The sequence below is a fragment of the Streptomyces daqingensis genome (assembly GCF_014645895.1).
Classification (GTDB): Bacteria; Actinomycetota; Actinomycetes; order Streptomycetales; family Streptomycetaceae; genus Streptomyces; species Streptomyces daqingensis.
Map to the genome: position 1 here is coordinate 35,507 of NZ_BMMP01000008.1, position 25,957 is coordinate 61,463.

The window sequence follows — 25,957 nt, forward strand, 5'->3', positions numbered from 1 at the left end:
GTTGAGTTGGTGAGCGCGGGCTGCGCCCCGGCGTCTGCCGGAACTCAGCCCGCCATGCGGCGCTCCGCCTCGCTGAGGCGGTCCGCGATCGAGCCGTTGATGACCTCGTCACCGACGCGCACCGTGATCCCGCCGAGGACCGTGGGGTCCACGTCGAGGTTCAGGTGCATCTGGCGGCCGTACAGCCTCGCCAGCGCCGACCCGAGGCGCTCCTTCTGCCGGTCGCTCAGCGGAACCGCCGAGGTGACCACGGCCACCGAGCGGTCGCGCCGTTCCGCGGCCAGCTTGGAGAGGGCCTCCAGGCCACCTTCCAGGCTACGTCCACGGGGCTGGCTCACGAGACGCGTGATCAGGCGCTCCGTCGCGGGCCTCGTCTTCCCGCCCAGCAGCGTGTGCAGCAGCCGGGCCTTGGCCTCGGCCGACGCGCTGGGGTTGGCGAGCGCCGCGCGCAGCTCGGGGGACGAGGAGACCGTCCGGGAGAACCGGAACAGCTCGTCCTCTGTCTCCTCCAGCGAGCCGTCCCGCTCCGCGGCGACGAGGTCGGCGTAGTCCGCCAGCATCTCGACGGAGTCCACGAAGTCACGCGTCGCCGACCAGCGGGAGCGCACCATGCCCGAGAGCAGGTCGACGACGGGGCCGCCGACCTTGCCGCCGAGCACGTTCCCGACCAGCTCGGCCTTGCGCTCACCGCTCCGCGACGGGTCGCTCAGGACCCGGCGCAGGGACACCTCGCGGTCGAGCAGCGCTGTCACGGCGGCCAGCTCGTCGGCGAGCTGAACGGCGTCGACCGACGTGTTGTCGGTCAATGCCGTCAGGCTCTCGCGGGCGGCGGCCTGTGCGTCACGGCTCGCGCCGTTCATCGGGCAGCCTCGGCCTTCTCCTCGAGCTCGTCGAGGAAGCGGTCGATGGTGCGGCTCTGGCGGGCGTGGTCGTCGAGGGACTCCCCGACGAGCTTGCCGGCCAGGTCCGTGGCGAGCTTGCCCACGTCCTGGCGCAGCGCCTGAGCGGCCTGCTTGCGGTCGGCCGCGATCTGGGCGTGACCGGCCGCGATGATCTCCTCACGCTGGCGCTGGCCTTCCGCGCGCATCTCGGCGATGAGCGTGGCGCCCTGCTCCTGCGCCTCGGAGCGCAGACGCGCGGCCTCGTGCCGTGCCTCGGCGAGCTGGTCCTTGTACTGCTTGAGGACCTCTGCGGCTTCTTCCTGAGCCGCCTCAGCCTGCTCGATACCACCCTCGATGGCCTCTCGGCGCTGCTCCAGAACCTTGTTGATGTTCGGGATCAGCTTCTTCCAGAGGAAGAAGAAGACGATGGCGAAAGCGACCAGGCCGATGACGAGCTCTGGGATCGGCGGGACGAGCGGGTTCTGCTCCTCGGCCGCCTGGTGTACCAGGGCGATCACATCAGTGCCTTTCGTCGTGGGGCTGCTCGGCGCGATTACTTGATGCCGTAGACGAACGGCATGACGATGCCGATGAGGGCCAGCGCCTCACAGAAGGCGAAACCGAGGATCTGGTTCTGACGGATCAGACCAGCGGCTTCGGGCTGCCGGGCGAGGGCCTGGGTGCCGTTACCGAAAACGATGCCGACGCCGATGCCGGGGCCGATGGCGGCGAGGCCGTAGCCGATGGAGCCGATGGAACCGGAGACGGCGGCGAGGTTCTGGAGAGCGGACATGCCGTTTCTTCCTTCTGTTTCACGGACCGGTGGGGGTTGGCCACCGGACAACTGAGTGGTCGTGTGGGCAGGGTTGCTCAGTGGTGCTCGGCGAGCGCGCCCTCGATGTAGCTGCACGCCAGGAGCACGAAGACGTACGCCTGGACGGCCTGGATGAACAGCTCGAAGGCGGTCATCGCGATGGTCATCAGGAACGAGACGCCCGCGTAGGCGATGCCGATGCCGTTGAGCATGTACCAGGTGGCGATCGTGAACATCACGATCAGCAGGTGGCCTGCGAACATGTTGGCGAAGAGCCGCACCGCGTGCGTGAAGGGCCGCACCAGCAGGTTCGAGAAGAACTCGATGGTCATGCTCATCGGCAGGACCGGGCCGAGCGACTTGTCGTAGCCGGTGAAGTTCTTGAAGGCACCGACGAATCCGTGCCGCTTGAAGGTCAGGCCCACCCACAGGATGTAGACGATCAGCGCCAGACCCATGGGGTACGAGATGATCGACGTCACGGGGAACTGGGCGAGCGGGATGACCGACCAGAGGTTCATCACCCAGACGAAGAAGAAGAGGGAGACCATCAGGGGGACGTACTTCTCGCCCTCCTTCTTGCCGATGGTCTCGTAGACGATCCCGCGGCGGATGAAGTCGTAACCCGCCTCACCGATCATCTGGAGCTTGCCCGGCACGATCTTGGGCTTGCTGAACGCGGCCCAGAAGAACCAGAGGATCGCGACCGTCCCCAACACCGCCAGCAGCATCGTCTTGTTGATGTCGACGCCGCCGACGTTGGCGATCGGTTTGAAGACGAAGGAGTGCAGGCCCGGCGAGACTTCATTGAAGCCACATCCATCGAAGAGGTGGCAATCGGTGTCGAAGGCGAGCATCTGGTCAGCACTCACCGCGAACTCCTTCTGCATGGCGCATGGATACGGCTACCTCGATGTGTCGGCGCGGCGCACGGCCACGGAGCGGCACTGGACTGTTCTTACGAATTCGGGAGCGGCGGCTTCTCAGCGAGGAGGGCCGCCCGTTCCGTCCCTGGGGAAGGGCGAACTCAGCCGCCTGCGCCTGCTGCACCGCAGTTGGGAACGGACGATAGCAGTTGCCGGAGCGGTCGCTTATCTCGGCCCTACCTCGGCTGGGGATCACGGCTTCGCCCCCGTCGCCGCGGCCGTCTTGTCCTCACCGCCGGCGCTCGCGGACGAATCGGGTTCCACGTAGAGGATCTTCGCCTTCATGTGCGCCCGCGCCTGTGCGGCGACCCACACGAGAGCGGCGGCGAGCAGCGAGAAGGCGAACGCCTTGGTGTCGAACAGGGTGGTCCCCTTGAAGAAGATCAACACCAGGGCCAGCAACAGGATCTGCGTCGTGTAGAGCAGCAGCCCCATCGCCTGGAAGAGATGAGGCAGGGACTTGGCTGTGCGCTGCAGCACGACGAGGCCCATCCCCATGAAGAGGATCACCACGGTGGTACCGGCGGCCGCGCCGATGGCGCCCTTGCTGCCCGTGAGCACGGCACTCACGACTGCGGCCACGACACCTGCGAGGGCGGTCGGGACGGCGCAGTGCAAGAGCATGCGAGCGTCGTTCGACTGCATGGGAGTTGCTCCGAAGATCGGGGGTGAGTGCCGTCCTTGGACGGCTGTCTCCCCGGCGCGAAGGAGGAGCGGTCCTCACGCCGAAGACCGTCGCACTGCGGTCCTTCGGCCCCCTCGCCGGGTTTCGTGAACGGTATCACAAACTATTTGATGAGGTCTTTACCTACTTGGTGTGCTGGCCGTCACACGACGGCTCTGAACTGCGCGTCCCCTGCTGGCGGTTACCGCCGAGGGCAGTGGCGCCGTTGAGCCCCGCGAGGGCCGGCTGGGGCCGCCGAGAGCCCTTCACGGCACCCTCGCCCGCAGCCTCCACCTCCGCATCCGCCTCAACGGCCGCCGCCTCGGACTCGACTTCGGACCCAGCTCCGGGCTTCGCCGCCCCGGACTCCGACTGGCGCCTCAGATCGTCAGATTCCTGACCAGAGTCGGCAAGTTGGACATCTTTCTCATCAGAGGGCGAAGCGCTCTCGATCTTCTGCCGGTACCGCGGAGGCACGAACGCGTGGGCCCAGCCCGGCACTCGGGGAGTGAAGCGCGGCATCAGCAGCACGACCAGGCCGACGGCGCACAGGACGACGACGGCCAGGACGATCACCATGCTCGCGGACTGCACCGAGAACGCGACGGCGCCGAAAGCGATCAGCGCCGACCAGAAGTACATGATCAGCACGGCCCGGCTGTGCGAGTGCCCGATCTCCAGAAGGCGATGGTGGAGATGGCCCTTGTCCGCGGCGAACGGCGACTCGCCCCGCCACGTCCTGCGCACGATCGCCAGCACCAGGTCCGCGACCGGGATCGCGATGATCGTCAAGGGCAGCAGCAGCGGCATGTACAGCGGCACCATCGTGTGGACGGCCGCCCGGACGGAACGGGTGTGCTCCACGACGAGGTCCGGGTCGACCTGGCCGGTGACCGAGACGGCCCCCGCGGCCAGCACCAGCCCGATCAGCATCGAGCCCGAGTCCCCCATGAAGATCCGCGCCGGATGCATGTTGTGCGGCAGGAAGCCCAGGCACATGCCCATGAGGACGGCCGCGAAGAGCGTCGCCGGCGCCGCGGCCTCGATGCCGTAGCCGTACCAGATCCGGTAGGCGTACATGAAGAACGCGGCGGCCGCGATGGTGACCATCCCGGAGGCCAGGCCGTCCAGACCGTCCACGAAGTTGACCGCGTTGATCGTGATCACGACCAGCGCGACGGTGAGCAGCGTGCCCTGCAGCTGGGTCACCGCGACGTTGCCGACGCCGGGCACCGGCAGCCACAGGATGGTCAGGCCCTGGAGCACCATGACGCCCGCCGCGATCATCTGCCCGCCGAGCTTGACGAGCGCGTCGACGCCCCACTTGTCGTCGAGGACGCCCAGCAGCCAGATCAGCCCCGCGCCCGAGAGCAGCGCGCGGGGCTCGTCGGACAGGATGAACAGCTCGCCGATGTTGGTGAGTTGAGAGGCGACGAGGAGCCCCGCGCACAGCCCGCCGAACATGGCGATGCCGCCCAGGCGCGGAGTCGGCTCGCGGTGCACGTCGCGCGCCCTGATCTGCGGCATCGCTCCCGCGGCGATGGCGAACTTCCGCACCGGCCCGGTCAGCAGATAGGTGACCGCTGCCGTGACGCAGAGCGTCAGCAGGTATTCACGCACGGGCTCCCCAGAGGTTTGCTTGCTCCTTGGCCCCACACCCTAAGACACCTGCCCGCCACCGGCGGTTTCACATGTGCGGGTGCATCCTGGCGGGCACGCCCGTCAGCGCCGTGACGACCGGTTCGAGTGCTTTGTTGATTTCGTCACCCACGGATCGGAAGTACGGGATCGGCGCCCCGTACGGATCGTAGATCTCGTCCGCCTCGGGGCTCGGTGCCAGCAGCCATCCGCGCAGCGCGGCGGCGGCCTGCACCAGGGCGTTCGCCCGCTCGACGACGCCCTGCGCCGAACCCGCGTCGGGAAGCGTGGCGGCGTCTATGGCCTTCACCAGGCGCGTGAACTCCTTCAGCGTGAAGGTGCGCAGCCCCGCCGAGTGCCCCATGGAGACGACCTGCGCGCGGTGGTCGCGGGTCGCGGTCAGCACGAGATCGGCACGGATGACGTGCTCGTCCAGCAGCTCACGGCCGCGGAAGCCCTCGGGGTCCGCCCCGAGCTCCAGCAGCACCTCGGCGGCGTGCTCCTCCATGGGTGCGCCCTCGTGCCCCCAGGTGCCCGCGCTCTCGACGACGATGCCGCCGCTGCGTCCGTCCCCCAGCCGCTCCGCCAGGGCATGCCGCGTCAGCCGCTCGGTCAGCGGCGAGCGGCAGACGTTGCCGGTCGAGACGTGGAGGATGCGGAAGATGCCATCGGTGCCGCTTATGCCGCCGGGGTCCGCGGTGCCACGCCCGTGCGGGGTGCTCACTGCAGGCATCTCCAGGCCCGGCGGGCGTTCGTCGGGGCCGTGTGCGCCGTGCGGGAGTCCGCGCGGCCGGTACGGGGGCGGACGGGCCGGGACGGCCGTGCGAGCGTCCTGAGGGGCTGCGCGCCCCCTGTCATGACGCCACCTCCATGTCGGGGACGACCTTGCGCAGCTCCTCCGCGCTGAGCGCGCCGGCACGCAGCAGGACGGGGTTCTTGCCCGTCACGTCGACGATCGAGGAGGGCACCGAGTCCGGCGTCGGGCCGCCGTCCAGGTAGACGGCGACGGACTCGCCCAGCATCTCCTGCGCGGCGTCGCAGTCCTGCGGCGCGGGGTGGCCGCTGAGGTTCGCCGAGGAGACGGCCATGGGCCCGAACTCCTTGAGCAGCTCGATGGCGACGGGGTGCAGCGGCATCCGCACGGCGACGGTGCCCCGCGAGTCGCCCAGGTCCCACGTCAGCGACGGCTGGTGCCGGGCCACGAGGGTCAGGGCGCCCGGCCAGAACGCGTCCACGAGCTCCCAGGCGGACTCGGGGAAGTCGGTGACCAGGCCGTGCAGCGTGTTCGGCGAGCCGACGAGCACGGGCGAGGGCATGTTCCGGCCGCGCCCCTTGGCCTCCAGAAGGTCGCCGACGGCGTCCGGGCTGAAGGCGTCGGCTCCGATCCCGTAGACGGTGTCCGTGGGGAGCACGACGAGTTCACCGCGGCGGACCGCCGAAGCGGCCTCGCGCAGGCCGGTCTTGCGGTCGGTCGAGTCGGTGCAGTCATAACGCCGTGCCATTACGGCACCTCCCTGCGGGCTGTGGCGAATCGGGGCCGGTTGTTGAGGTCGGGATGGTCCGCGGCGTCGGCCCAGCCGCGGTCCTCGGTGAAGATCCAGGGGACTTGGCCGCCCTGGGTGTCCGCGTGCTCCACGACGACCACGCCGCCCGGGCGCAGCAGCCGGTGTGCGGCGCGTTCCAGGCCGCGGATCGTGACCAGCCCGTCCTCCCCCGAGAACAACGCGAGTTCGGGGTCGTGGTCCCGGGCCTCGGGCGCCACGTACTCCCATTCGGTGAGCGGGATGTAGGGCGGGTTGGCGACGACCAGGTCGACCTGGCCGTCGAGCTCGGGCAGAGCCGTGAGCGCGTCCCCGTGATGGAGGATCACGCGGCTGCCCTCGACGTTCTTCACCGCCCAGCTGTACGCGCCCTCGTCGAGTTCGACGGCGTGCACCCGTGAGCGGGGCACCTCCTGCGCGAGGGCGAGCGCGATGGCGCCCGAACCGGTGCACAGGTCGACGATGAGGGGTTCGGCCACGTCCATGGCGCGCACCGCGTCTATCGCCCAGCCGGCCACCGACTCGGTCTCGGGGCGGGGCACGAACACCCCGGGCCCCACCTGGAGTTCGAGGTACCGGAAGAAGGCCCGGCCGGTGATGTGCTGGAGCGGCTCGCGCGCCTCGCGGCGGGCCACCGCCTCCCAGTACCGGGCGTCGAAGTCGGCGTCGGAGACCCTGTGCAGCTCACCGCGCTTGACGCCGTGCACGAACGCGGCGAGTTCCTCCGCGTCGAACCGCGGCGAGGGCACGCCGGCGTCGGCCAGCCGCTGTGTCGCCTGGGCGACCTCGCTGACGAGCAGGCCGCGGCGGTTCGGGGGCTGCCCCCCGGACGAATGCAGCATCGTGAGTTCCCTACCACCCGTCCGTACAAGCGCTCTACTGGGCAGCGGCCAGCTTGGCCGCGGAGTCGGCGTCGACGCACGCCTGGATCACGGGGTCGAGTTCCCCGTCGAGCACCTGATCCAGGTTGTACGCCTTGAAGCCCACCCGGTGATCCGAGATCCGGTTCTCCGGGAAGTTGTACGTGCGCACACGCTCCGACCTGTCCACCGTACGTACCTGGCTGCGGCGGGCGTCCGACGCCTCCTGGTCGGCCTCCTCCTGGGCGGCGGCCAGCAGCCTCGCGCGCAGGATGCGCAGCGCCTGCTCCTTGTTCTGCAGCTGGCTCTTCTCGTTCTGGCACGAGACGACGATGCCCGTCGGCTCGTGGGTGATCCGCACCGCGGAGTCCGTCGTGTTGACGGACTGGCCGCCGGGGCCGGACGAGCGGTAGACGTCGATGCGCAGGTCGTTGGCGTTGATCTCGACGTCCACGTCCTCGGCCTCGGGCAGGACGAGCACGCCGGCGGCGGAGGTGTGGATGCGGCCCTGCGACTCCGTCGCCGGCACGCGCTGCACCCGGTGCACGCCGCCCTCGTACTTCAGCCGCGCCCACACGCCCTGGCCGGGCTCCGTGGCACCGCCGCCGCCCTTGGTCTTCACGGCCACCTGGACGTCCTTGTAGCCGCCCAGGTCCGACTCCGTCGCCTGGATCAACTCCGTCTTCCAGCCGACGCGTTCGGCGTACCGCAGATACATCCGCAGCAGGTCTCCGGCGAAGAGCGCCGACTCGTCGCCGCCCTCGCCCGCCTTGATCTCGAGGATGACGTCCTTGTCGTCGCTCGGGTCGCGCGGCACCAGCAGGAGCCGGAGCTTCTCCGTGAGCTCCTCGCGCTGCCCTTCGAGCTCCTTGACCTCGGCGACGAAGTCGGAGTCGTCGGCGGCCAGTTCACGGGCCGTGGCGAGGTCCTCGCCGGTCTGCTTCCACGAGCGGTACGCGGCGATCACGGGGGTCAGCTCGGCGTAGCGCTTGTTGAGCTTGCGGGCGCGCGCCTGGTCGGCGTGGATCGCCGGGTCGGCGAGCTGCTTCTCCAGCTCCGCGTGCTCGCCGATCAGTTCCTCGACCGCCTCGAACATCGTTTGTCCCTTACGTGGAAGAAGAAAGTGCCAGGCAGCGCAAAAGAGCGCCGGTCCGTCACGCCCGGCGGAGGGCGTGCCGAGGACCGGCGCTCGAGCGTTGCTACTTCTTCTTGGCGTTACCGGCGCTCTTGCCGAAGCGGGCCTCGAAGCGGGCCACGCGGCCTCCGGTGTCGAGGATCTTCTGCTTGCCGGTGTAGAAGGGGTGGCACGCGGAGCAGATGTCGGCGCGGATGACGCCGCTGCCGACCGTGCTGCGCGTGGTGAAGGAGTTACCGCAGGTGCAGCTGACCTGGGTCTCCACGTACTCGGGGTGGATGTCCTGCTTCAAGGTGTCTCCTAGTTTCGGGAGGGCGCCGGGTCGGAAGGGCGGATTGCCATCCGTGAACCGGAGCCGACGGTCCAGTCTGCCATCACTGGCCGTGCCTCCCAAAACCGGGGGCGGGCGGCCTTTATTCCTCGGTACTCCGCGATCCGGCGCGCGCGCAGTCCCCGATCCGGCGCGCGAGCGGGCTCACGGCGCCGGACGCACCCGGTCAGCGCACCACACCGCCGATGTCGGTCCGGTCGCCCGCGGAGCCCTTCGTCGCCGACGCCGGTATGGCGGCGTCACGCTCGAGCGCCGCCCACATCTTCCGCGCCTTCGACTCCATCGGCACGACGCGGTTGGGGTCCTCCGGGTCATAGGTGACCGGCAGCGTCGAGAACTGGATGTCGTCGGACTTCACGCCCTTGAGCAGCTTCGCGACCCCCACGAGGTCCGTGACCGAGTCCAGCTCGGAGTCCGTGGTCACAGCGGACGTGGCGCTGTCCGCGAGGTTGTAGAGCTTCTTCGGGCTGCTGAAGACGCCGACGTCGTTGACCTGGTCCATCAGCGCCTTGACGAACGCCTGCTGGAGCTGGATGCGGCCCAGGTCGCTGCCGTCCCCGACCGCGTGCCGGGTACGTACGAGCCCCAGCGACTGCTCGCCGCTCAGCTTGTGCCGTCCGGGCTGCAGCGCCAGGTGACTTTCCTTGTCGTTGATCGGCTTCCGGGTGGTGACCTCGACGCCGCCGAGGGTGTCGATCAGCTTCTTGAAGCCGTCGAAGTCGACCTCGACGTAGTGGTCCATCCGCACGCCGGACATCGATTCGACCGTCTTCACGGCACAGGCCGGGCCGCCCACCTGGTACGCCGAGTTGAACATCGCCTTCTGCGCCGGCGCCTTGCCGCCGCCGTCCTGGGAGCACCCCGGACGGTCGACGATGGTGTCCCGCGGTATCGAGACGACGCTCGCCTTCTCGTGCTCCTTGTCGACGTGGACGATCATCGCCGTGTCGGAGCGTGCGCCCTCCTGGCCGGCGCCGCCGTACTTGGCGTTGGCGCCTGAGCGGTTGTCGGAGCCGAGGACGAGGATGTCCATGGAGCCGTCGGGGGCGTCGTCGGGGCGGTTCCCGCCGAGTTCGGCGTCGATGTCGACGCCGGAGATGTTGCCGTTCAGCTTGAAGTAGGCGAAGCCCAGACCGGAGCCGCCGAGGACGAACACGGCGCCCGCCGTCCAGGCGCCCGCCTTGAGGAGGCGCCGGCGGCGGTCCACCGGCCTGCGGCGCCTGCCGGTGGCGCGGAGACCGCCTCGCGAGCGCCCGGCTTCCGCCGCCTGCCCGTCCGTGTTGCCGTCCGCCATCGTCACTTGCCTCAGTCCTGTCCTTGCTGCTTCCGCTGCCGTTCGTAATGCGGGCGCGCGACCGCTGCCCGAGGGCGCGTACGCCGTGTCGGCGTCGCGCCCCGCGAAGAGTGGCACACGCAGTGACCCGGATGCCTCTGCTGTGATGATCAGCGCGGATTTGCGCCGATCATGGCGGTACGGCGTCCACCTGCGAAGACGCCCCTGCCGACGGCGGCCGGGAAGCCGCGAACGGCGGACCCGGCGTGTGGGCAAGCTCTCAAGCCCCGTCACGCACGGCGAGGACCGCCCCACCAGATGTGGCGGGACGGTCCTCGTCGACTGGGCCCCTCAGGGACCGGCGGTGGCGGCGGCTGTCAGTCGCCGCCGTTGCCGGGCGTGGGCGTCGTCTTCTGGATCTGCAGCAGGAACTCGGTGTTCGACTTCGTCTGCTTCATCTTGTCCAGCAGCAGCTCGATGGCCTGCTGCTGGTCCAGGGCGTGCAGCACGCGGCGGAGCTTCCAGATGATCTGGAGCTCGTCCGACGGCATGAGGATCTCTTCCTTGCGGGTGCCGGAGGCGTCCACGTCCACGGCGGGGAAGATGCGCTTCTCGGCGAGCTTCCGGTCGAGCTTGAGCTCCATGTTGCCGGTGCCCTTGAACTCCTCGAAGATCACCTCGTCCATGCGCGAGCCGGTCTCGACCAGCGCCGCGGCGAGGATCGTCAGCGAACCGCCGTCCTCGATGTTCCGCGCCGCACCGAAGAACTTCTTCGGCGGGTACAGCGCCGTGGAGTCCACACCGCCGGAGAGGATGCGGCCCGAGGCCGGAGCCGACAGGTTGTAGGCGCGACCGAGCCGGGTGATGTTGTCCAGCAGCACCACCACGTCGTGGCCGAGCTCCACGAGCCGCTTCGCCCGCTCGATCGCCAGCTCCGCGATCGTGGTGTGGTCCTCGGCGGGACGGTCGAAGGTCGAGGAGATGACCTCGCCCTTGACCGAACGCTGCATGTCGGTGACCTCTTCGGGCCGCTCGTCGACCAGCACCACCATCAGGTGGCACTCAGGGTTGTTCACCGTGATCGAGTTCGCGATCGACTGCAGCACCATCGTCTTGCCCGCCTTGGGCGGCGCGACGATCAGACCGCGCTGGCCCTTGCCGATGGGCGAGACCAGGTCGATGATCCGCGACGTGAGGTGGTTCGGCTCCGTCTCCAGACGCAGCCGCTCCTGCGGGTACAGCGGCGTGAGCTTGTTGAACTCCGCCCGCGACTTGCCGCCCTCGGGAGCGGTGCCGTTGACCGAGTCGAGGCGCACCAGCGCGTTGAACTTCTCGCGCCGCTCCCCCTCACGGGGCTGACGGACAGCGCCGGTGATGTGGTCGCCCTTGCGGAGGCCGTTCTTGCGGACCTGCGCCAGCGACACGTACACGTCGTTCGGGCCCGGCAGGTATCCGGACGTCCGCACGAACGCGTAGTTGTCGAGGATGTCCAGGATTCCGGCGACCGGGATCAGGACGTCGTCCTCGGCGACCTGCGGCTCGAACTCCTCACGCCCTCCGCGACGGCCCCGGCGGTCGCGGTAGCGGCCCCGGCGGCCGCGCCGGCCGCCCTCGAAGTCGTCGTCGTCGCGGCGTCCGCCGCCACCGCCCTGGTTCTGACCGCCGCCCTGGTTCTGGTTCTGGCCGCCGCCGTCACCGCCCTTGTTGCCGCGGCCGCGCTGGCGGTCGCGCTTGGACGGGCGGTCCTGCTGCTGCCTGCCGCCGCCGTCACCACGGTCACCGCGCTGGCCGTCGCCCTTGCCGGACTGGCCGCCGTCCTGCTGCCGGCCCTCGGCCGCGTCCGCGGAGGCCTCCGCCTTGGCGTTGCCCTCGCGGCGGCCGCGCCGCCCGTCGGCAGCCTTCTCCTCGTTGGCCGGCTGGCCGGGGATGTCGATCTGCTGGGCGTCCTGCCCGCCTTCCGCGGACGCGTCGCCCGTGCGCGCCTTCGAGGTCGCCCGGCGCTTCGGCTTGGAACCTGCGTCCTTGGCGGCCGCGGCGTCGCCGGCGCTACCGCCGTCCTTCGCGCCGCCGGAAGCAGCTGACGCACCGCCAGAACCGCCGCCCGACTGCTTCTCCTTGATGGTTTCGATCAGCTGGCTCTTGCGCATCCGCGCGGTGCCCTTGATGCCGAGACCGGAGGCGACTTGCTGGAGCTCGGCGAGGACCATGCCCTCGAGCCCGGTGCCGGAGCGCCGGCGTTTGGGCGCAGCACCGGAGGCAGGCGCGGCAGAAGCGTCCGTTGCAGGCGCGTCGGCATTGTTCCCGGACGTACCCCCGGAAGGGGTACCACCCGAGCCGCCGGCCTCGGAGGCAGCGGCGTTCACGCCCATCAGATCGGTGGTGTCGCTCACTAAGGGTCCTTCCCTGGAGCGGACGTCGGCCTGTCTGGCTCGGCGACCGGTCGTGCTGTCCGGCGGGGTCCTGTACGAGCGGACCTGACCGAAGCGGTGGTCCCGCCTGCATGTGTGGCGGGGAGATCAATTCAATGGTTCGACGTACAACAAAGGACGCGGTGTCCTGCACGTCGGCTCCGGAGCGTGCTCGAGACTGCCGAGCGAGGCTAAGCAGCGGGGAGGCTCCTGGAAGAAGAGGCGATCCCTGGGGCTCTGCCCTGGGGAATCACACAAGCACTGCACTCTACGGGCCACCACAGCATTTCACGTGCGGACCACGAGACTGCGAGTACAGACTTGAGGTTAACACTACCGGATCCAACAAACATTCCCCCTTCCACGGATCGTCGCCCTCCGCCGTGCCCCGACCGGCCCGGCGCATTCCTGCACTGTCACTGAGGTGCGCCGCGGGCCGCGCCGTCCGCGTTGAGCGGCAGCACGCACGCGCCCGCGGCGTCGAGGCTCAGCCTGTTCGCCGTCCACTGCTCTCCTGCCAGACGGGCCACCTTCTCGGCGGCGCCGTCCCCCTCGGGAAGCGCGAGCACCGTGGGCCCCGCACCCGAGACAACTGCTGGGACGTCGTCAGCCCGCAAGCGGTTCAGCAACTCCACGCTTTCCTGCATCGCCGGTGCCCGGTACTCCTGGTGCAGCCGGTCCTCCGTCGCGGGCAGCAGCAGGTCGGGGCGCCTGGTCAGCGCCTCGACGAGCAGCGCGGAGCGTCCGGCGTTGAACGCCGCGTCCACGTGCGGCACATGACGGGGCAACAGCCCCCGGGCGGTCTCCGTCAGCAGCGGCTTCGCCGGGACGAAGACGACCGGCACGACGGACGGCGCCGGGTCCATCCTGATGGCGCGCGCCGCGCCGGCGTCCATCCACGCGAGGGTGAAGCCGCCGAGGAGGCACGCCGCGACGTTGTCCGGGTGCCCTTCGATCTCGGTGGCCAGCTCCAGCATCGCGGCGTCGTCCAGCCGGGCCTCTCCGCCCGTGGTGACCGCGCGGGCGGCCATGATGCCCGCGCAGATCGCGGCGGACGACGAGCCGAGGCCGCGTCCGTGCGGGATGCGGTTGGCGCAGACGACCTCCAGGCCGCGGGGCTGCCCGCCCAGCAGGTCGAACGCGGTGCGCAGCGACCGTACGAGCAGGTGGTCCTCGTCGCGGGGGAGGGTGTCGGCGCCTTCACCGGCGATGTCGATGTGCAGCCCGGAGTCGGCGACCCGGACCACGACGTCGTCGTAGAGCCCCAGCGCAAGTCCCAGGCTGTCGTAACCGGGGCCGAGGTTGGCGCTTGTGGCGGGAACGCGCACACGGACTGCTGCGGCGCGGAACGCGGGGCCGGCCATCTCCCGATGACTCTCCTTGGTTGGTCCTGACGATTTCCCGTGAGACCGCGGCGTGACGCCGGACCGGTCAATGACCCAGTGTGTCCCGGACCTTACGGCCCGGACGTGGCCCCCGGCGGACGCGGGGAACCGAAGCAGGTGCGGGGGTTTTCGGGGTTGTTCGAGGCTGGCTCAAGCTTATCGAAGGAAGGTTCAGTGACGACACAGGGCGCACGGGAGGCGCACGAAGCGTGTCGCGTACGGCTCCGCGCTCCCTGACCGCCGTCCGCCGCGGACGGGGAAGGAGCCCCTCCCCCACGCCGCCGGCGGCCTGCCCGGTCGAGAGCAGTCACCAGGTGACTGCCCAGTTCCGGGCAGGCGGACACCTCGATCAGGCGAGCCCCAGCCGTTCCGCCGCCGCATCCGCGTCGATCGGCACGATCACCGGCTGCGGAGCGCCCGCGACCGCCCAGTCCGGGTCCTTCAGGCCGTTGCCGGTCACGGTGCACACCACACGCTGCCCCGGCTCCAACTGCCCCTGCTCGGCGGCCTGGAGCAGCCCCGCGACGGACGCCGCGGACGCGGGCTCCACGAAGACGCCCTCCCGCTGCGCCAACAGCTTGTAGGCGCGCAGGATTTGACGGTCCGTCACCGCGTCGATGAAGCCGCCCGACTCGTCCCGCGCCTGCTCCGCGAACTCCCACGAGGCGGGGTTGCCGATCCTGATGGCGGTGGCGATGGTGCTGGGGTCCTTCACGGCCTCGCCGCGCACGATCGGAGCGGCGCCCGACGCCTGGAACCCCCACATGCGGGGGGTGCGCGCCGCCGGGCCGTCCGCCGCGTATTCGCGGTAACCCCGCCAGTACGCGGTGATGTTGCCCGCGTTGCCGACCGGGAGGACGTGGATGTCGGGGGCGTCCCCGAGCATGTCGACGACCTCGAAGGCAGCGGTCTTCTGGCCTTCGATGCGGTGCGGGTTGACCGAATTGACCAGCGCCACGGGGTACTTGTCGGACAGGCCGCGCGCGAGGGTGAGGCAGTCGTCGAAATTGCCCTCCACCTGGAGGATCTTGGCGCCGTGCACCAGGGCCTGGCCCATCTTGCCCAGCGCGATCTTGCCCTGCGGGACGAGGACCGCGCAGACCATTCCCGCGCGGACGGCGTAGGCGGCCGCCGACGCCGAAGTGTTGCCCGTCGAGGCGCAGATGACCGCCTGCGCGCCCTCCTCCTTGGCGTGCGTGATGGCCATCGTCATGCCGCGGTCCTTGAAGGAACCGGTGGGGTTCGCCCCCTCGACCTTGAGGTGGACGTCGCAGCCCGTGAGCTCGGAGAGCAGCTGCGCCGGGACGAGCGGCGTGCCCCCCTCGCGCAGGCTGACGGGAGCCGTGTCCGGGCCCAGGGCGAGCCGGTCGCGGTACTCCTCGATGACGCCTCGCCACTGCCGCGTCCCGGCTGCCCGGGCGGGCGCCCCGGAGGCCGCCGGGGCCTCGGACGCTCCGGCTGCGGATGCTGCGCTTTCCATGGTGGTCACTGTCCTCCGACTCCCTGCTGCCCTATTCGCCCTCGACCCGCATGATGCTGGCGACGCCGCGCACCGTGTCCAGTTTGCGCAGTGCCTCGACGGTCGCGCTGAGCGCGGCGTCCGCCGCGCGGTGGGTGACCACGACGAGCCACGCGTCGCCGTCCTTGCCCTGCTGGCGGACGGTGTCGATGGAGACGCCGTGCTCCGCGAAGACGGTGGCGACCTGCGCCAGGACACCGGGCTTGTCCGCCACGTCGAGGCTGATGTGGTACCGCGTGACCACCTCGCCCATGGGCGAGACCGGGAGCTGCGCGTACGACGACTCGCCCGGCCCGCGGCCGCCGTTGAGCTTGTTGCGGCAGGCGGCCACCAGGTCGCCCAGGACGGCGGAGGCCGTGGGAGCGCCGCCCGCCCCGGGCCCGTAGAACATCAGCTGGCCGGCGGCGTCCGACTCGACGAAGACCGCGTTGTAGGCCTCGCGGACGTTGGAGAGCGGATGGCTGAGCGGGATCATCGCCGGATGCACGCGCGCCGTGACGGAGCGGCCGTCGGCGGAGCGCTCGCAGATGGCCAGGAGCTTCACCGTGCAGCCCATGCGCTTCGCCGAGGCGATGTCGGCGGCGCTCACCTCGGTGAGGCCCTCGCGGTGCACGTCGTCGAGGCGTACGCGCGTGTGGAAGGCGATTCCGGCGAGGATCGCGGCCTTGGCGGCCGCGTCGAAGCCCTCGACGTCGGCGGTCGGGTCGGCCTCCGCGTACCCGAGGGCGGTGGCCTCGTCGAGCGCCTCGCCGTAACCGGTACCGCTGGAGTCCATCCGGTCGAGGATGAAGTTCGTCGTGCCGTTGACGATGCCGAGGACGCGGTTGACCTTGTCGCCGGCCAGGGATTCGCGCAGCGGCCTGACCAGCGGGATCGCGGCGGCGACCGCGGCCTCGTAGTACAGGTCTGCGCCGTGTTTCTCCGCGGCCTCGTGGAGGGTGGGGCCGTCCTCGGCGAGGAGCGCCTTGTTGGCCGTCACCACGCTCGCGCCGTTCTCGAAGGCGGAGGTGATCAGCGCGCGGGCGGGCTCGATGCCGCCGATGACCTCGACGACGACGTCGACGTCCGCGCGCCGGGCGAGAGCGGCCGCGTCCGTGGTGACCAGGGCGGGGTCGATGCCCTCCCGCACCCGGTCGGGGCGGCGCACGGCCACCCCCGCCAGCTCGACGGGGGCGCCGATGCGCGCGGCGAGGTCCTCGGCGTGCGTCGTCATGATGCGTGCCACCTCTGAGCCGACCGTTCCGCAGCCCAGCAGCGCCACCTTCAGCGGACGCGTACGCATCATCCGACCTCGCCTCTCGTCATTTCCTGTGCTGTCAGTCTCACGTAAGGAACGGGAGAATCGACGCCCGTTCCAACATGTGGGACGTATATCTCGCTAACCGACATCGAGTCGCAAGAGATCCTCTTCCGTCTCCCGGCGGATGATCACTCGCGCCTCTCCGCCGCGCACCGCGACCACGGGCGGACGCAGCGCGTGGTTGTAGTTGTTCGCCATGGAGCGGCAGTAGGCGCCCGTCGCCGGAACGGCGAGCAGGTCACCCGGGGCGACGTCCGCCGGCAGGAACGCGTCCCGTACGACGATGTCCCCGCTCTCGCAGTGCTTGCCGACGACGCGGGAGAGCATCGGCTCGGCGTCCGACGTCCGCGAGACCAGCGAGACGCTGTACTCGGCGTCGTAGAGCGCTGTGCGGACGTTGTCCGACATGCCGCCGTCCACGCTGACGTACGTGCGAAGCCCCGGCAGCTCCTTGACCGTCCCCACCTCGTAGACCGTGCACGCCGAAGGGCCGACGATGGCGCGGCCCGGTTCGACGGACAGCCGCGGCACCGCGAGCCGGGCCCCCCGGCACTCACGGCCGACGATCTCGCGGAGCGACTTGGCGATGGTGTGCGGGTCACTCGGGTCGTCCTCGGACGTGTAGGCGATGCCGAGCCCTCCGCCCAGGTCGATCTCCGGCAGTTCGACGCCGTGCTCGTCGCGGATCTCCGCGAGAAGGCCGACGACGCGGTGCGCGGCCACCTCGAAGCCCGACGTGTCGAAGATCTGCGAGCCGATGTGCGAGTGGATGCCCACCAGCTCCAGGCTGTCCAGCTTCAGCACCCGGCGCACGGCCTCCGCCGCCTGGCCCCCGGCGAGCGCGAGCCCGAACTTCTGGTCCTCGTGCGCCGTCGCGATGAACTCGTGCGTATGCGCCTCGACGCCGACCGTCACCCTGATCTGGACGGGCTGCCGCCTGCCCAGCCGCTCAGCGGTCCGGGCCACTCGGGCGATCTCCTGGAAGGAGTCCACGACGATGCGCCCCACGCCCGCCTCGATCGCCTGGTGGAGCTCGGCGGACGACTTGTTGTTGCCGTGCAGAGCGATCCGCTCGGGCGGCATGCCGCCCGCGAGAGCGATCGACAGCTCGCCGCCGGAGCAGACGTCCAGGTTCAGCCCCTCCTCCGTCAGCCAGCGCACGACGGCGCGGGAGAGGAACGCCTTGCCCGCGTAGAAGACGTCGGCGTCCGGGCCGAACGCGTCACGCCAGGCGCGGCAGCGGGCGCGGAAGTCGTCCTCGTCGAGCACGAAGAGCGCCGTACCGAACTCCTCGGCCAGCTCGGCCAGGCCGAGACCGCCGACGCTGACGGCTCCGGACCCGGAACGGGCCGCCGTGAGGGGCCAGACCTTCGGGTCCAGCGCGTTGAGGTCGGTGGGCGGCGCCGTGTAGTGCCCCTCGGGCAGCACGTCGGCGTACCGCGGGCCTGCGGGGTGTGCGGAGCGGCTCATTCGGGGGCCTCGCTCTCACTGTGCGCGTGGGGGTGGTGCGGATTCATGTCGGTTCTGCGTCCTTTACGAAGTCTCGGACGTCCCGGGTGCCGGCCGCTCGCCGGGCGGCGGCGTTCGGCCGTGGGACTGGAGCGAAAGTCGGTCGGGGCCCGCCTGGGTCTCACGGGGACGCTCAGAGGCGGGCGGGCGCGGTGACGCCCAGCTGGGACAGGCCGCCTGCCAGCACCGCCCCGGTGGCTTCGACCAGGGCCATCCGGGCGCGGTGGGCGGCCCCGGGTTTCTCGTCGCCACGGGGCAGGGGCGGACATCGGTCGTGGAACTCGAAGAAGGCGTCCCCCACGGACACGAGGTGACGGGCATGCCTGGCCGGGCCCGACTGCTCGCTGATGCGCCGGTGGTCGGCGAGGAGCGCGAGCAGGGCGCGTGCGCTGGGACTGCCGTACGGGGAGCGCGCCGGGGCGGGGGACGGTGGCGGGGCGGGGGCGTGCGACGGGACGGCGGTGTCGGCGGCGCGGTCGTGTCCGTCGGTGCACGCATACGGATCGCCGCGGAAGCCCAGGTCGCGGGCGTTGCGTGCGAGTGCGCGGGTGCGTGCGTGCGCGTACTGGACGTGGAAGAGCGGGCTGGAGCGGGAAGTCCGCACGGCCAGCGCGTCCCGGGCGTCCCCCGTGACGGCACTCCATCGCGCGATGTCGGTGGCGGGATCGTCGGCACCGGCCGGGGCGGCCCCAGAGCGGGCGAGCTCGTCGACCAGCGCCGCCCTGGCCCCGTCCTCCAGCGTCACGTTGAGGAAGCCGCCTCCGGTGACCTCCACGCCGCGCACACCGTCCTGCTCGGCGAGCCCGGCCCGGAGCACCCGGGCCACCTCGTGCGGCGGAGCGCCGCACGCCTTCGCGACCTGGAACGCGACGTTGACCGAGTAGTCCCCCTCGCCCCGCCTCGGCGGAGCCTCCACCACCACCCGTCCGCGCGGTCCGAGGTCGTCACGCAGGGAGAGCGGGAGCTCCCCCTTCTCGGCGGCGCGACGCACTGTGCGCAGGACAGTGCGGGAGAGCTGGGCGGGTGTCACGGAGCAAGCGTATGGGAGAGGGGGTGGGTGCGCGCGAACCGGTTTGCCCGAGGCGGAGACGACCGGGCAGTGAGACGCCGGAACAGGTCCACGCAGCCGGCGGGGAGCACGTAACCGCTGGTGACGGTGGGTGCGCGCGCGACGACCGGCGGCCACGGGGCGAACACCGGGACGGCCACAGGGTGAGCGCCGAACTCGTACCCGGAAGACGGTCACCCGGCGGTCGGCGGAGGAACAGGGTTGGGAGAGAGCGCGGGTCCGCGTCAGGGACGGGCCGGCCCCACGGCCGGCTCCTCCCCCTCCTCCTCGGAGGTCTCACTGCCGACGTCGGCGCCCGTCAACTGCCGTACCATGCGGACCAGTTCGGACGGCTCGAAGGGTTTCGCCAGAAGGGCGTCCACCTCCGGCTCACCCCCCTCGCCGTCACCGAGATGGGAGCGCCCGCTCACGATGGCGACGGGAATGTGACGCGTACGGGGGTCGGAGCGGAGCCGGGCGGCCGTGCGCAGACCGTCGAGACGGGGCATCACGACGTCGAGCGTGACGAGATCGGGACGCACACCGTGCACGACGTCCAGGCATTCGACGCCGTCGGTGGCGGTCACGACCTCGAAGCCCTCCAGCTCGAGATTGACCTTGATCAGCTGCCGGACAACCTTGTCGTCGTCCACGACAAGAACCCGGCCGGACATACCTGGCACGCGACTAAGCCTAGGCTTACCACTCCCCCGTCGTCCGGGTTTTGCCCTTTTCCACCCCTGCGGGCGGCAGCACCGTCACAACATCCACACCGGTCCCCGGGCAGGCGTCAAGCCCTGAAACCCGGTTCCGGTGCACCACCACCGAGCTGGTACTGTTCTTCCTGTCGCCGCCGAGAAGCGCCGACGAGCCCCCGTAGCTCAGGGGATAGAGCAACGGCCTCCGGAGCCGTGTGCGCAGGTTCGAATCCTGCCGGGGGTACCTCGCAACAGGTACTCAAACGCCCCGCCACCAGCCACGATGCTGAGTGCGGGGCGTTGTTTCGTGTACTCACCGGGGAGGTCCCGTTCTGGCTGGAGGACCGCAGGCAGCCAGAAATCACTCACTGGCAAGGCTCCGAACGGCCCGATGCAGATCCGAAACGGGCCCGATGCAGAGGTGCGTGTCTCCGTTCCCGTGCGTGATGCCCCTGCACCTCGCGGTCGGCTGAAGTGCCGCGGCAAGGGCTCAGCGGACCGGGGGCTGTCTGCGGGCCGAATCCGGCGGGCGCTCGCACCGGACTTCGGGTGATCTCACCCGCGTACCGCCGTACGGGGAAGTCGCACCGGGGACTGCGGAGGAGTTGCCGGCCGAACTCTCGGGGGATCGGCCGGCAACCGGGCGTCTGACGTGTAGGAGGGGGTGACACGCGGCGGGGAGTCCGGCGCCGCCTCCGTTGCTCCGCCCCCGGTGCCTCGCTCAGTGGCGGCTCGCGGAGAGGAACCACTCCGTGATGTGGGGCTGGGCGGCGATCTGCGAGCCGAAGTGGAGGGAGGGGCCGGTGACTTCGGCGCCGACGTCCTGCACCGGCACGTCGACCCCCTGCCGTGCGAAGGCACGGGCGCAGAACGGGGTGTTGGCGTTGGCGGCCTGCTCGTCCCCGCCGGCGAAGTAGAGCCGGGTGGGTGCCTGCGGGCGCCAGCCGGTGCAGGCGTTGTCGGTCTCCACCAGGGCCCGGGACATCGCCTCGTTCGGTTCGCGCAGCAGTCCCTCTCCGTGGGGGGTGAGGAGCTCCTGGAGGGTTTCCGGGGTGGCTTCTGCCAGTTCCTGGTAGGAGTGCGTGCCGTCGGTCAGCTCGTCGATCTTCGGCGCGTAGGGCTCGCGGAAGACCTCACCCGGGTCGTCGTACACGTCGTGCAGCCGGTTGAAGCTGGCGAGGGCATAGGCGCTGCTGACCGTGGCGGGCTTGGCCGCGACCTCGCCCTCGAGCATCGCCGGGATCTGGACGCGGCGCAGGTCGTACGCCCCGCTTACGGCGGCCATCGCGCCCAGCCGGAACCGTGTGCCGTCGTCCTCCCGCAGGTTCCGGCCCAGCCCGAGCGCGACTCCGCCGCCCTGGGAGAACCCGGTGGCGAAGACCTTGCTGCGAAGTGTCCGGCCCTCGGTCGGCAGGTAGCCGTCGGCCGCGCGCAGCATGTCGAGGGTGACGTCCGCCGCGGAGCGCACGTGCAGGTACGGGTGGGTGCCGGGGCCCTTGCCCATGCCGAGGTAGTCGGGGGCGAGGGTGGCGAATCCGGAGGCGGCGTAGCCGAGTGCGGCCGTGGCGTCGAAGCCGTGCGGGTCCGTCGAGGGCGCGTCGGTGCGGAGCAGTTCGCTGCCGTGCCCGTAGGTCACGGGGGTCAGCGCGCCGGAGCGGTGGAGCGGCAGGATGAGCAGGCCACTGGCCGTGGTGGGACGGCCGTCGGTGTCGACGGTGCGGTACACGAGGCGGTAGCCCTCCACGCCGTACCGGACCTGGTCGTTGCCGAAGCCGTGCTCCTCCAGGCTGGCGGAGACCTCTTCGACGGTGGGCAGCGTGTAGATCCGCTCAGCGGAGACGACGGTGCCGCGTCCCTGGGCGTGCTGGCCGCCGGGATGCAGGTCGCCCGCGGGAGAGGCCGTCGCGGCGACGGCGGGGTCGGCGGGGACGGCGCCGAGCAGGAGCACGCTCACCGCGGAAGCGGCGAGGAGTAACCGGCCCCCGGGCAGCAGACGACGGTTGGTTGACCGCACAGTGCGGAAAGTCATGAACATGCCACAACTTATCTCACTACGGGCAGACGGGTAAACAGATGTGAGGGCGGAGGGAACCAGCGAACACGCCCCCGGGCCACGGTGTGTCAGTCGTCCGAGGAGAACCGGACGTACGTCGAGGACGGTGGACGTACGACGCGGGCACGGCAGTTGCACAGCTCCGGGCCCGGCCCCGCCCTAGAACCTCTCGCGGCCCGGCCGGTGCGGGGGGCCGCGCCGGTCGTCGATGCAGCACTCCAGGCCGGGCCGGTGCGCGGTCCACCGTGACAGGTCGTGGACGCTCAACACCCCTTGCGTGCGCAGCGACTTCACCGGGAGGAAGCGGACCAGCGTCCCGGTCGTCCCGTCGGCCGGGAGGGGTTCCAGGCCGGTCACCGGAAGGCCGAGCTCGTAGCGCTGCGTCCACGCGCCGTCGAGGCGGCGGTTGGTGTGGACGAGCCGCTCGCTGAGCGCCGCGACGACGGACATGCCGCGGCGCGCGAAGCCGTCAGGGAGCCTCTCGGGATCGGGCGAGTCGAAGAAGCGCAGGTCCTTCGAGGCCATCACCGGCTTCTTCACGGTCTCGCCGTGCTCGTCGACGCGGGTGTCCGTGCCCCGTCCGTCGTCCGCCACGGACACGGAGCCGTCGCGGTGCAGGGTGACGGTGCAGCGTCCCCCTGCCCGGCTCGCCGCCTCGTCCGCGGCGTAGGCGACGATCTCGAGGACGAGATGGCCCGGGCCGCCTGGCGCGTACCTCTCCGGATCGCGGCGGACGGCGGCGAGGTGGTCACGGTCGACGGCACGGGACCAGTCGTGGGTGGTGTTGGCCCAAGAGGCCCTGGACGAACGCATCCGCACAGTCTCCCGCCCGCCGGATCCGCCCGGAGGGACAGCCGGTCCGTAGGCCGTTCTCCGGGCCGCACGCGGCGGATCCGGGGCCGCGGGGCGACGCTCGACGATCTTGCGTACGCAGGCACCGCGGTTCGCAGCTGTGACGTCGTACGCTCGGAGATATGGCTGATCGTAGAGAGTCCGAGGCCGACGCCCTGTACGTGGACGCGCAGCAGGGCGTGGCGGAAGCGCGCCGGCACGTGCGCGACGCGGCAGCCGGAACCGACAGCACGCAGCTCGAGATCGCTCTCGACGAACTGGAAGCGGCGCTCGCGCACCAGGAGGCCGCCCGCGCACGCCCCCAGGACGACGACTGGCTGCTCACCGCTCTCGGAGCGGCGAACGCCATCGATCCCGAGTTCCACGGCGACGTGGCGACGCGGCCCCACCAGGACAGCGCTGAAGCGGAACCCCCCGGCTGAGCGGCCGGGAGCGTGCGCCGGGGCGACTGCCGTAGCCGAGTGCGCCCGGTTTCCCGGCGCGCGCCGGGCCAGCGCCAGGCGCTGGCCGCACCCGGGCGCCGCCCGGTTCCATCCGGCCCCCTCCGCCGGGCCGTTCGTCTCTCCAGCCGTTACAGCCTTTCCTCCGTGCGCTTCAGAACCGCTCTCCGGAGCGGCCCCCTCGTCCACCGCGACCTCGCTCCGGACGGCACTCCGCGTTCCGCGCCCTCGGCCCGCCTGCCCGGATAACGTCGCACAAGGGCGAGAGTGTCCCGTTTATCGCGCGACACGAAGCGTCGCACCCACGGTTTTCGAAGCACTCTTGACCGATCGGCGCCAGTGCTTGAAATTTCATCATGAAACTAGTTCGGCAATGACACCTGTAATCCATGGGAACACTGCGATGACCTGCGCAGATTGATCACTTCAGTGGTTGCACCGGTGCTGAGATTTTTTCAGCGCCGGTGCTTTTATTTTCCTTCCAATCCGTCGGCGTGTAAGGCGAGTTACCACTGGTACGCTCGCCGCGCACTTCGAGGCTGCGGAATTAGTTGCGCTGCCTCGCACGCGGACATTGCTCGACGCGAAGAAGGAGATATGCGAAGAAGAACACTGTGGACCGCACTGGCGACGACGTCGGCACTGGCCCTGACCGTGGCGGGGGTGACGACCGCCGTCGGCGCGGAGGGGGCGGCGGACTGCGCCCAGACCCGGGTCTTCGAAGTCGGGGGCCACGGCGACGGCGACGCCAAGGTCTACGACAAGAGCAACGGCCGGCTGCCGGCGGGAACCGACTTCCAGAAGGTGTCCTACTCGGCGCAGATCGCTCCGTTCCCGGGCGACACCATCTCGATGGACGACTCGGTTGCCGAGGGAATCAGCAAGCTGGACAAGGCAGTTCGCGATTACCACGCGCAGTGCCCCGACGCCCACATCACCATCTCCGGGTACTCCCAGGGCGCGATAGTCGCCGGCGACGAGCTCAACAAGCTGTCGCAGGAGCAGTCCATCCCGCACCAGCAGATCGACGGTGTGCTCTACGGCGACCCGCGCCGCCCCGGTGTGAAGGGCGGTCCCGGCGGCATCGAGACCAACCTGCCGACCATCATCCCCGGCATCACCATGAAGGGCCCGCGGGGATTCGGCGACATCGCCGTCCACGAGATCTGCAACAAGAACGACGGGATCTGCTACTCGGAGAACCCCGTCACGAACCTGCTCGGCTTCGCCAACGGCGTGGCCGGCTACTTCCTCGGCGACCACAACTACGACATCGACCCGATGGCCCACCGGGGCAACGGCGACACGGTCCACGACCAGCCGCCGCGCGTCCCCCACGGCCCGCCGCTCCCCGTCCCGGCGAAGACGCCGTACGAGCAGTACAAGGGCGGCTCGCCGGAGGCCCAGCGCATCGTCGGCACCTTCCGGGAGGCCGTCGTCAAGCACCTGCCGGCCGACGCACGCGACCGGCTCGACGAGTTCCCCTGGCTCTCCGCTCCCGAGAAGTAGCGGACACCCCCTGTGCCGGGTCGCCACTCCTCCCCCCGCGGCCCGGCGCGCCGCGCCCGCCTGCGGCAGCGCACGCTGCGCAGGCGGGCGTTCCGTGTCCGGGTACCGCCGCACGGCGGGCAGGCGGGCCCGGCGGCGCTCGCACGTCTGCGGCGCCGCCAGCCCTGCGCGCCTGAGCGGGTCAGCGCTGCGGCAGCCCGGCGGTACGGGCCGCTTCCCGCAAAACGTCCCGGAGCATCTCCGGCGTCAGCGTGCCGGTGAACATGTTGCGCTGGCTGGGGTGGTAGCCGCCGACCAGCCGCAGCTCTCCCCCGTCCCGCTCGTCGGCGAGCAGCACCTCGCCGCCGTGCCGGAACGCGGGCCGGGGGCGCGGGAGTCGCCATCCCGCGTCGCCGAGTACGGGCAGCAGCGCCTGCCAGGCGAACCCGCCGAGCACCAGGACGGTGCGCAGGGTCGGCCGCAGCAGTTCGAGTTCGCGGGCGAGCCAGGGGCGGCAGGTGTCGCGCTCTGCGGTGGTCGGCTTGTTGGCGGGCGGTGCACAGTGCACCGGCATGGTGATGCGCACGCCGTACAGCTCCATGCCGTCTCCCCGGTGGACGGCGGTACGCCGGGAGGCCAGCCCGATGTCGTACAGCGCCGCGAAGAACGCGTCGCCCGAGGGGTCGCCCGTGAAGACCCGCCCGGTGCGGTTGCCGCCGTGCGCCGCCGGTGCGAGCCCGACGACGGCGAGTGCGGCGTCCGGCGGGCCGAAGCCGGGGACGGGCCTGGCCCAGTAGTCCCAGTCCTGGTAGGCCCTGCGTTTCGTGCGCGCCGCCTCCTCCCGCCAGGCGACGAGTCTCGGGCAGGCCCGGCAGGCGGTCACCGCCTCCTCCAGCGCGGACGCGGACTGGGCGCGCGGGGCCGCCGCCGCGGGGAAGCGGGGGTCGTCGGGCGGGGGCGTGGGCAGCGGCACCTCGTACTCCTCGGGACCTCTCGGCCGAGTGCGGCGGCTGACGCACCGGGCCATGGACGCGCGGACTCCTCCCCGGATACGTGACCGGTGCGGCCGGACGGCAACCCCGCCGGGCCTGGCCGGCGGCGGATATGCGGGAGGGGGCATGCGGAGGGGCGGGCATGCGGAGGGGCGGGCATGCGGAGGGGCGGCCCGTCTCCGTGACCGCCCCTCCGCTTCCT

At 70.8% G+C, this 25,957-nt stretch carries 24 protein-coding genes and 1 tRNA gene; 3 read left to right on the forward strand and 22 right to left on the reverse strand.

Going from position 1 to position 25,957, the window contains the following annotated elements:
* Positions 1-44: 44 nt before the first annotated feature.
* The 19 genes from IEY56_RS13270 to IEY56_RS13360 form a co-directional block, all read right to left on the reverse strand.
* Entirely contained in the window at positions 45-860 is an 816-nt protein-coding gene (locus IEY56_RS13270; RefSeq protein ID WP_189037379.1) for a F0F1 ATP synthase subunit delta, read from the reverse strand.
* Positions 857-1,399 carry a F0F1 ATP synthase subunit B gene (locus IEY56_RS13275; protein ID WP_189037380.1) on the reverse strand — a complete coding sequence of 181 codons (543 nt, stop codon included), beginning with the start codon at positions 1,397-1,399 and terminating at the stop codon, positions 857-859. Before IEY56_RS13275 ends, IEY56_RS13270 begins: the two co-directional genes overlap by 4 nt.
* Positions 1,400-1,434: 35 nt before the next feature.
* Positions 1,435-1,674 carry an ATP synthase F0 subunit C gene (gene atpE, locus IEY56_RS13280; RefSeq protein ID WP_045862620.1) on the reverse strand — a complete coding sequence of 80 codons (240 nt, stop codon included), beginning with the start codon at positions 1,672-1,674 and terminating at the stop codon, positions 1,435-1,437.
* 77 nt (positions 1,675-1,751) lie between these two features.
* A complete protein-coding gene (atpB, locus tag IEY56_RS13285) occupies positions 1,752-2,567 on the reverse strand; it encodes a F0F1 ATP synthase subunit A (protein ID WP_506004311.1) in 816 nt (271 codons plus the stop codon).
* 246 nt (positions 2,568-2,813) lie between these two features.
* Positions 2,814-3,266 (reverse strand): Cg1360 family ATP-synthase-associated protein, encoded by a 453-nt coding sequence (locus tag IEY56_RS13290; protein ID WP_189037382.1) that lies wholly within the window; start codon positions 3,264-3,266, stop codon positions 2,814-2,816.
* A gap of 163 nt (positions 3,267-3,429) precedes the next feature.
* Positions 3,430-4,905, reverse strand: coding sequence for an MraY family glycosyltransferase (locus IEY56_RS13295; protein WP_189037383.1), 1,476 nt, complete (start codon positions 4,903-4,905; stop codon positions 3,430-3,432).
* A 67-nt stretch (positions 4,906-4,972) separates the two neighbouring features.
* The gene (locus tag IEY56_RS13300; protein WP_229711859.1) at positions 4,973-5,647 is read right to left on the reverse strand and encodes an arsenate reductase/protein-tyrosine-phosphatase family protein; all 675 of its coding nucleotides are present in this window, start codon (positions 5,645-5,647) and stop codon (positions 4,973-4,975) included.
* Between the two features lie 130 nt (positions 5,648-5,777).
* Positions 5,778-6,425 carry an L-threonylcarbamoyladenylate synthase gene (locus tag IEY56_RS13305; protein ID WP_189037385.1) on the reverse strand — a complete coding sequence of 216 codons (648 nt, stop codon included), beginning with the start codon at positions 6,423-6,425 and terminating at the stop codon, positions 5,778-5,780.
* On the reverse strand, positions 6,425-7,306 hold the full coding sequence (gene prmC / locus IEY56_RS13310) for a peptide chain release factor N(5)-glutamine methyltransferase (protein ID WP_189037386.1): 882 nt from the start codon (positions 7,304-7,306) through the stop codon (positions 6,425-6,427). The genes IEY56_RS13305 and prmC overlap by 1 nt, the downstream gene beginning before the upstream one ends.
* Before the next feature lie 34 nt (positions 7,307-7,340).
* Positions 7,341-8,420, reverse strand: a complete 1,080-nt coding sequence (prfA, locus tag IEY56_RS13315) for a peptide chain release factor 1 (protein WP_189037387.1) — start codon at positions 8,418-8,420, stop codon at positions 7,341-7,343.
* Positions 8,421-8,523: 103 nt separating this feature from the next.
* Positions 8,524-8,751 carry a 50S ribosomal protein L31 gene (gene rpmE, locus IEY56_RS13320; RefSeq protein WP_189037388.1) on the reverse strand — a complete coding sequence of 76 codons (228 nt, stop codon included), beginning with the start codon at positions 8,749-8,751 and terminating at the stop codon, positions 8,524-8,526.
* A 205-nt stretch (positions 8,752-8,956) separates the two neighbouring features.
* Entirely contained in the window at positions 8,957-10,084 is a 1,128-nt protein-coding gene (locus tag IEY56_RS13325) for an LCP family protein (RefSeq protein ID WP_189037571.1), read from the reverse strand.
* Positions 10,085-10,440: 356 nt separating this feature from the next.
* Positions 10,441-12,453, reverse strand: coding sequence for a transcription termination factor Rho (gene rho, locus IEY56_RS13330; protein ID WP_229711860.1), 2,013 nt, complete (start codon positions 12,451-12,453; stop codon positions 10,441-10,443).
* 434 nt (positions 12,454-12,887) lie between these two features.
* Complete coding sequence (gene thrB, locus IEY56_RS13335) at positions 12,888-13,835, reverse strand: homoserine kinase (protein WP_189037389.1); 948 nt, start codon at positions 13,833-13,835, stop codon at positions 12,888-12,890.
* Positions 13,836-14,205: 370 nt separating this feature from the next.
* Entirely contained in the window at positions 14,206-15,336 is a 1,131-nt protein-coding gene (gene thrC, locus IEY56_RS13340) for a threonine synthase (RefSeq protein WP_189037390.1), read from the reverse strand.
* A gap of 31 nt (positions 15,337-15,367) precedes the next feature.
* Positions 15,368-16,660: a homoserine dehydrogenase gene (locus IEY56_RS13345; RefSeq protein ID WP_189037391.1), complete on the reverse strand. Its 1,293-nt coding sequence runs from the start codon at positions 16,658-16,660 to the stop codon at positions 15,368-15,370.
* Positions 16,661-16,753: 93 nt separating this feature from the next.
* Positions 16,754-18,145 carry a diaminopimelate decarboxylase gene (lysA, locus tag IEY56_RS13350; RefSeq protein ID WP_189037392.1) on the reverse strand — a complete coding sequence of 464 codons (1,392 nt, stop codon included), beginning with the start codon at positions 18,143-18,145 and terminating at the stop codon, positions 16,754-16,756.
* Between the two features lie 172 nt (positions 18,146-18,317).
* Positions 18,318-19,214 carry a DALR anticodon-binding domain-containing protein gene (locus tag IEY56_RS13355; RefSeq protein ID WP_189037393.1) on the reverse strand — a complete coding sequence of 299 codons (897 nt, stop codon included), beginning with the start codon at positions 19,212-19,214 and terminating at the stop codon, positions 18,318-18,320.
* 263 nt (positions 19,215-19,477) lie between these two features.
* Complete coding sequence (locus IEY56_RS13360) at positions 19,478-19,906, reverse strand: response regulator (protein ID WP_189037573.1); 429 nt, start codon at positions 19,904-19,906, stop codon at positions 19,478-19,480.
* 196 nt (positions 19,907-20,102) lie between these two features.
* Between IEY56_RS13360 and IEY56_RS13365 the strand changes: the two genes are divergently transcribed.
* Positions 20,103-20,174, forward strand: a tRNA-Arg gene (locus IEY56_RS13365).
* A gap of 477 nt (positions 20,175-20,651) precedes the next feature.
* Here the strand turns inward: IEY56_RS13365 and IEY56_RS13370 are convergent.
* Together IEY56_RS13370 and IEY56_RS13375 are read right to left on the reverse strand one after the other, a co-directional pair.
* Positions 20,652-21,884, reverse strand: coding sequence for an alpha/beta hydrolase family protein (locus tag IEY56_RS13370; protein ID WP_189037394.1), 1,233 nt, complete (start codon positions 21,882-21,884; stop codon positions 20,652-20,654).
* Positions 21,885-22,142: 258 nt separating this feature from the next.
* Positions 22,143-22,796, reverse strand: a complete 654-nt coding sequence (locus tag IEY56_RS13375; RefSeq protein WP_229711861.1) for a DNA topoisomerase subunit B — start codon at positions 22,794-22,796, stop codon at positions 22,143-22,145.
* A gap of 161 nt (positions 22,797-22,957) precedes the next feature.
* Here IEY56_RS13375 and IEY56_RS13380 point away from each other — a divergent pair, with 161 nt between their 5' ends.
* Both IEY56_RS13380 and IEY56_RS13385 read left to right on the forward strand, forming a co-directional pair.
* Positions 22,958-23,257 (forward strand): hypothetical protein, encoded by a 300-nt coding sequence (locus tag IEY56_RS13380; protein WP_229711862.1) that lies wholly within the window; start codon positions 22,958-22,960, stop codon positions 23,255-23,257.
* 615 nt (positions 23,258-23,872) lie between these two features.
* Entirely contained in the window at positions 23,873-24,784 is a 912-nt protein-coding gene (locus IEY56_RS13385; RefSeq protein ID WP_189037395.1) for a PE-PPE domain-containing protein, read from the forward strand.
* A gap of 181 nt (positions 24,785-24,965) precedes the next feature.
* Here IEY56_RS13385 and IEY56_RS13390 read toward each other — a convergent pair whose 3' ends face one another.
* Positions 24,966-25,736 carry a uracil-DNA glycosylase gene (locus IEY56_RS13390; protein ID WP_373292077.1) on the reverse strand — a complete coding sequence of 257 codons (771 nt, stop codon included), beginning with the start codon at positions 25,734-25,736 and terminating at the stop codon, positions 24,966-24,968.
* Positions 25,737-25,957: the final 221 nt, after the last annotated feature.

Bases quoted from the DNA above. Each gene is read 5' to 3' on its own strand.
- IEY56_RS13270 (WP_189037379.1), bottom strand. From the start codon at position 860: ATGAACGGCGCGAGCCGTGACGCACAGGCCGCCGCCCGCGAGAGCCTG.
- atpE (WP_045862620.1), bottom strand. From the start codon at position 1,674: ATGTCCGCTCTCCAGAACCTCGCCGCCGTCTCCGGTTCCATCGGCTCC.
- IEY56_RS13290 (WP_189037382.1), bottom strand. From the start codon at position 3,266: ATGCAGTCGAACGACGCTCGCATGCTCTTGCACTGCGCCGTCCCGACC.
- IEY56_RS13305 (WP_189037385.1), bottom strand. From the start codon at position 6,425: ATGGCACGGCGTTATGACTGCACCGACTCGACCGACCGCAAGACCGGC.
- prmC (WP_189037386.1), bottom strand. From the start codon at position 7,306: ATGCTGCATTCGTCCGGGGGGCAGCCCCCGAACCGCCGCGGCCTGCTC.
- prfA (WP_189037387.1), bottom strand. From the start codon at position 8,420: ATGTTCGAGGCGGTCGAGGAACTGATCGGCGAGCACGCGGAGCTGGAG.
- IEY56_RS13325 (WP_189037571.1), bottom strand. From the start codon at position 10,084: ATGGCGGACGGCAACACGGACGGGCAGGCGGCGGAAGCCGGGCGCTCG.
- thrB (WP_189037389.1), bottom strand. From the start codon at position 13,835: ATGGCCGGCCCCGCGTTCCGCGCCGCAGCAGTCCGTGTGCGCGTTCCC.
- thrC (WP_189037390.1), bottom strand. From the start codon at position 15,336: ATGGAAAGCGCAGCATCCGCAGCCGGAGCGTCCGAGGCCCCGGCGGCC.
- IEY56_RS13345 (WP_189037391.1), bottom strand. From the start codon at position 16,660: ATGATGCGTACGCGTCCGCTGAAGGTGGCGCTGCTGGGCTGCGGAACG.
- lysA (WP_189037392.1), bottom strand. From the start codon at position 18,145: ATGAGCCGCTCCGCACACCCCGCAGGCCCGCGGTACGCCGACGTGCTG.
- IEY56_RS13360 (WP_189037573.1), bottom strand. From the start codon at position 19,906: ATGTCCGGCCGGGTTCTTGTCGTGGACGACGACAAGGTTGTCCGGCAG.
- IEY56_RS13375 (WP_229711861.1), bottom strand. From the start codon at position 22,796: ATGCGTTCGTCCAGGGCCTCTTGGGCCAACACCACCCACGACTGGTCC.
- IEY56_RS13380 (WP_229711862.1), top strand. From the start codon at position 22,958: ATGGCTGATCGTAGAGAGTCCGAGGCCGACGCCCTGTACGTGGACGCG.
- IEY56_RS13385 (WP_189037395.1), top strand. From the start codon at position 23,873: ATGCGAAGAAGAACACTGTGGACCGCACTGGCGACGACGTCGGCACTG.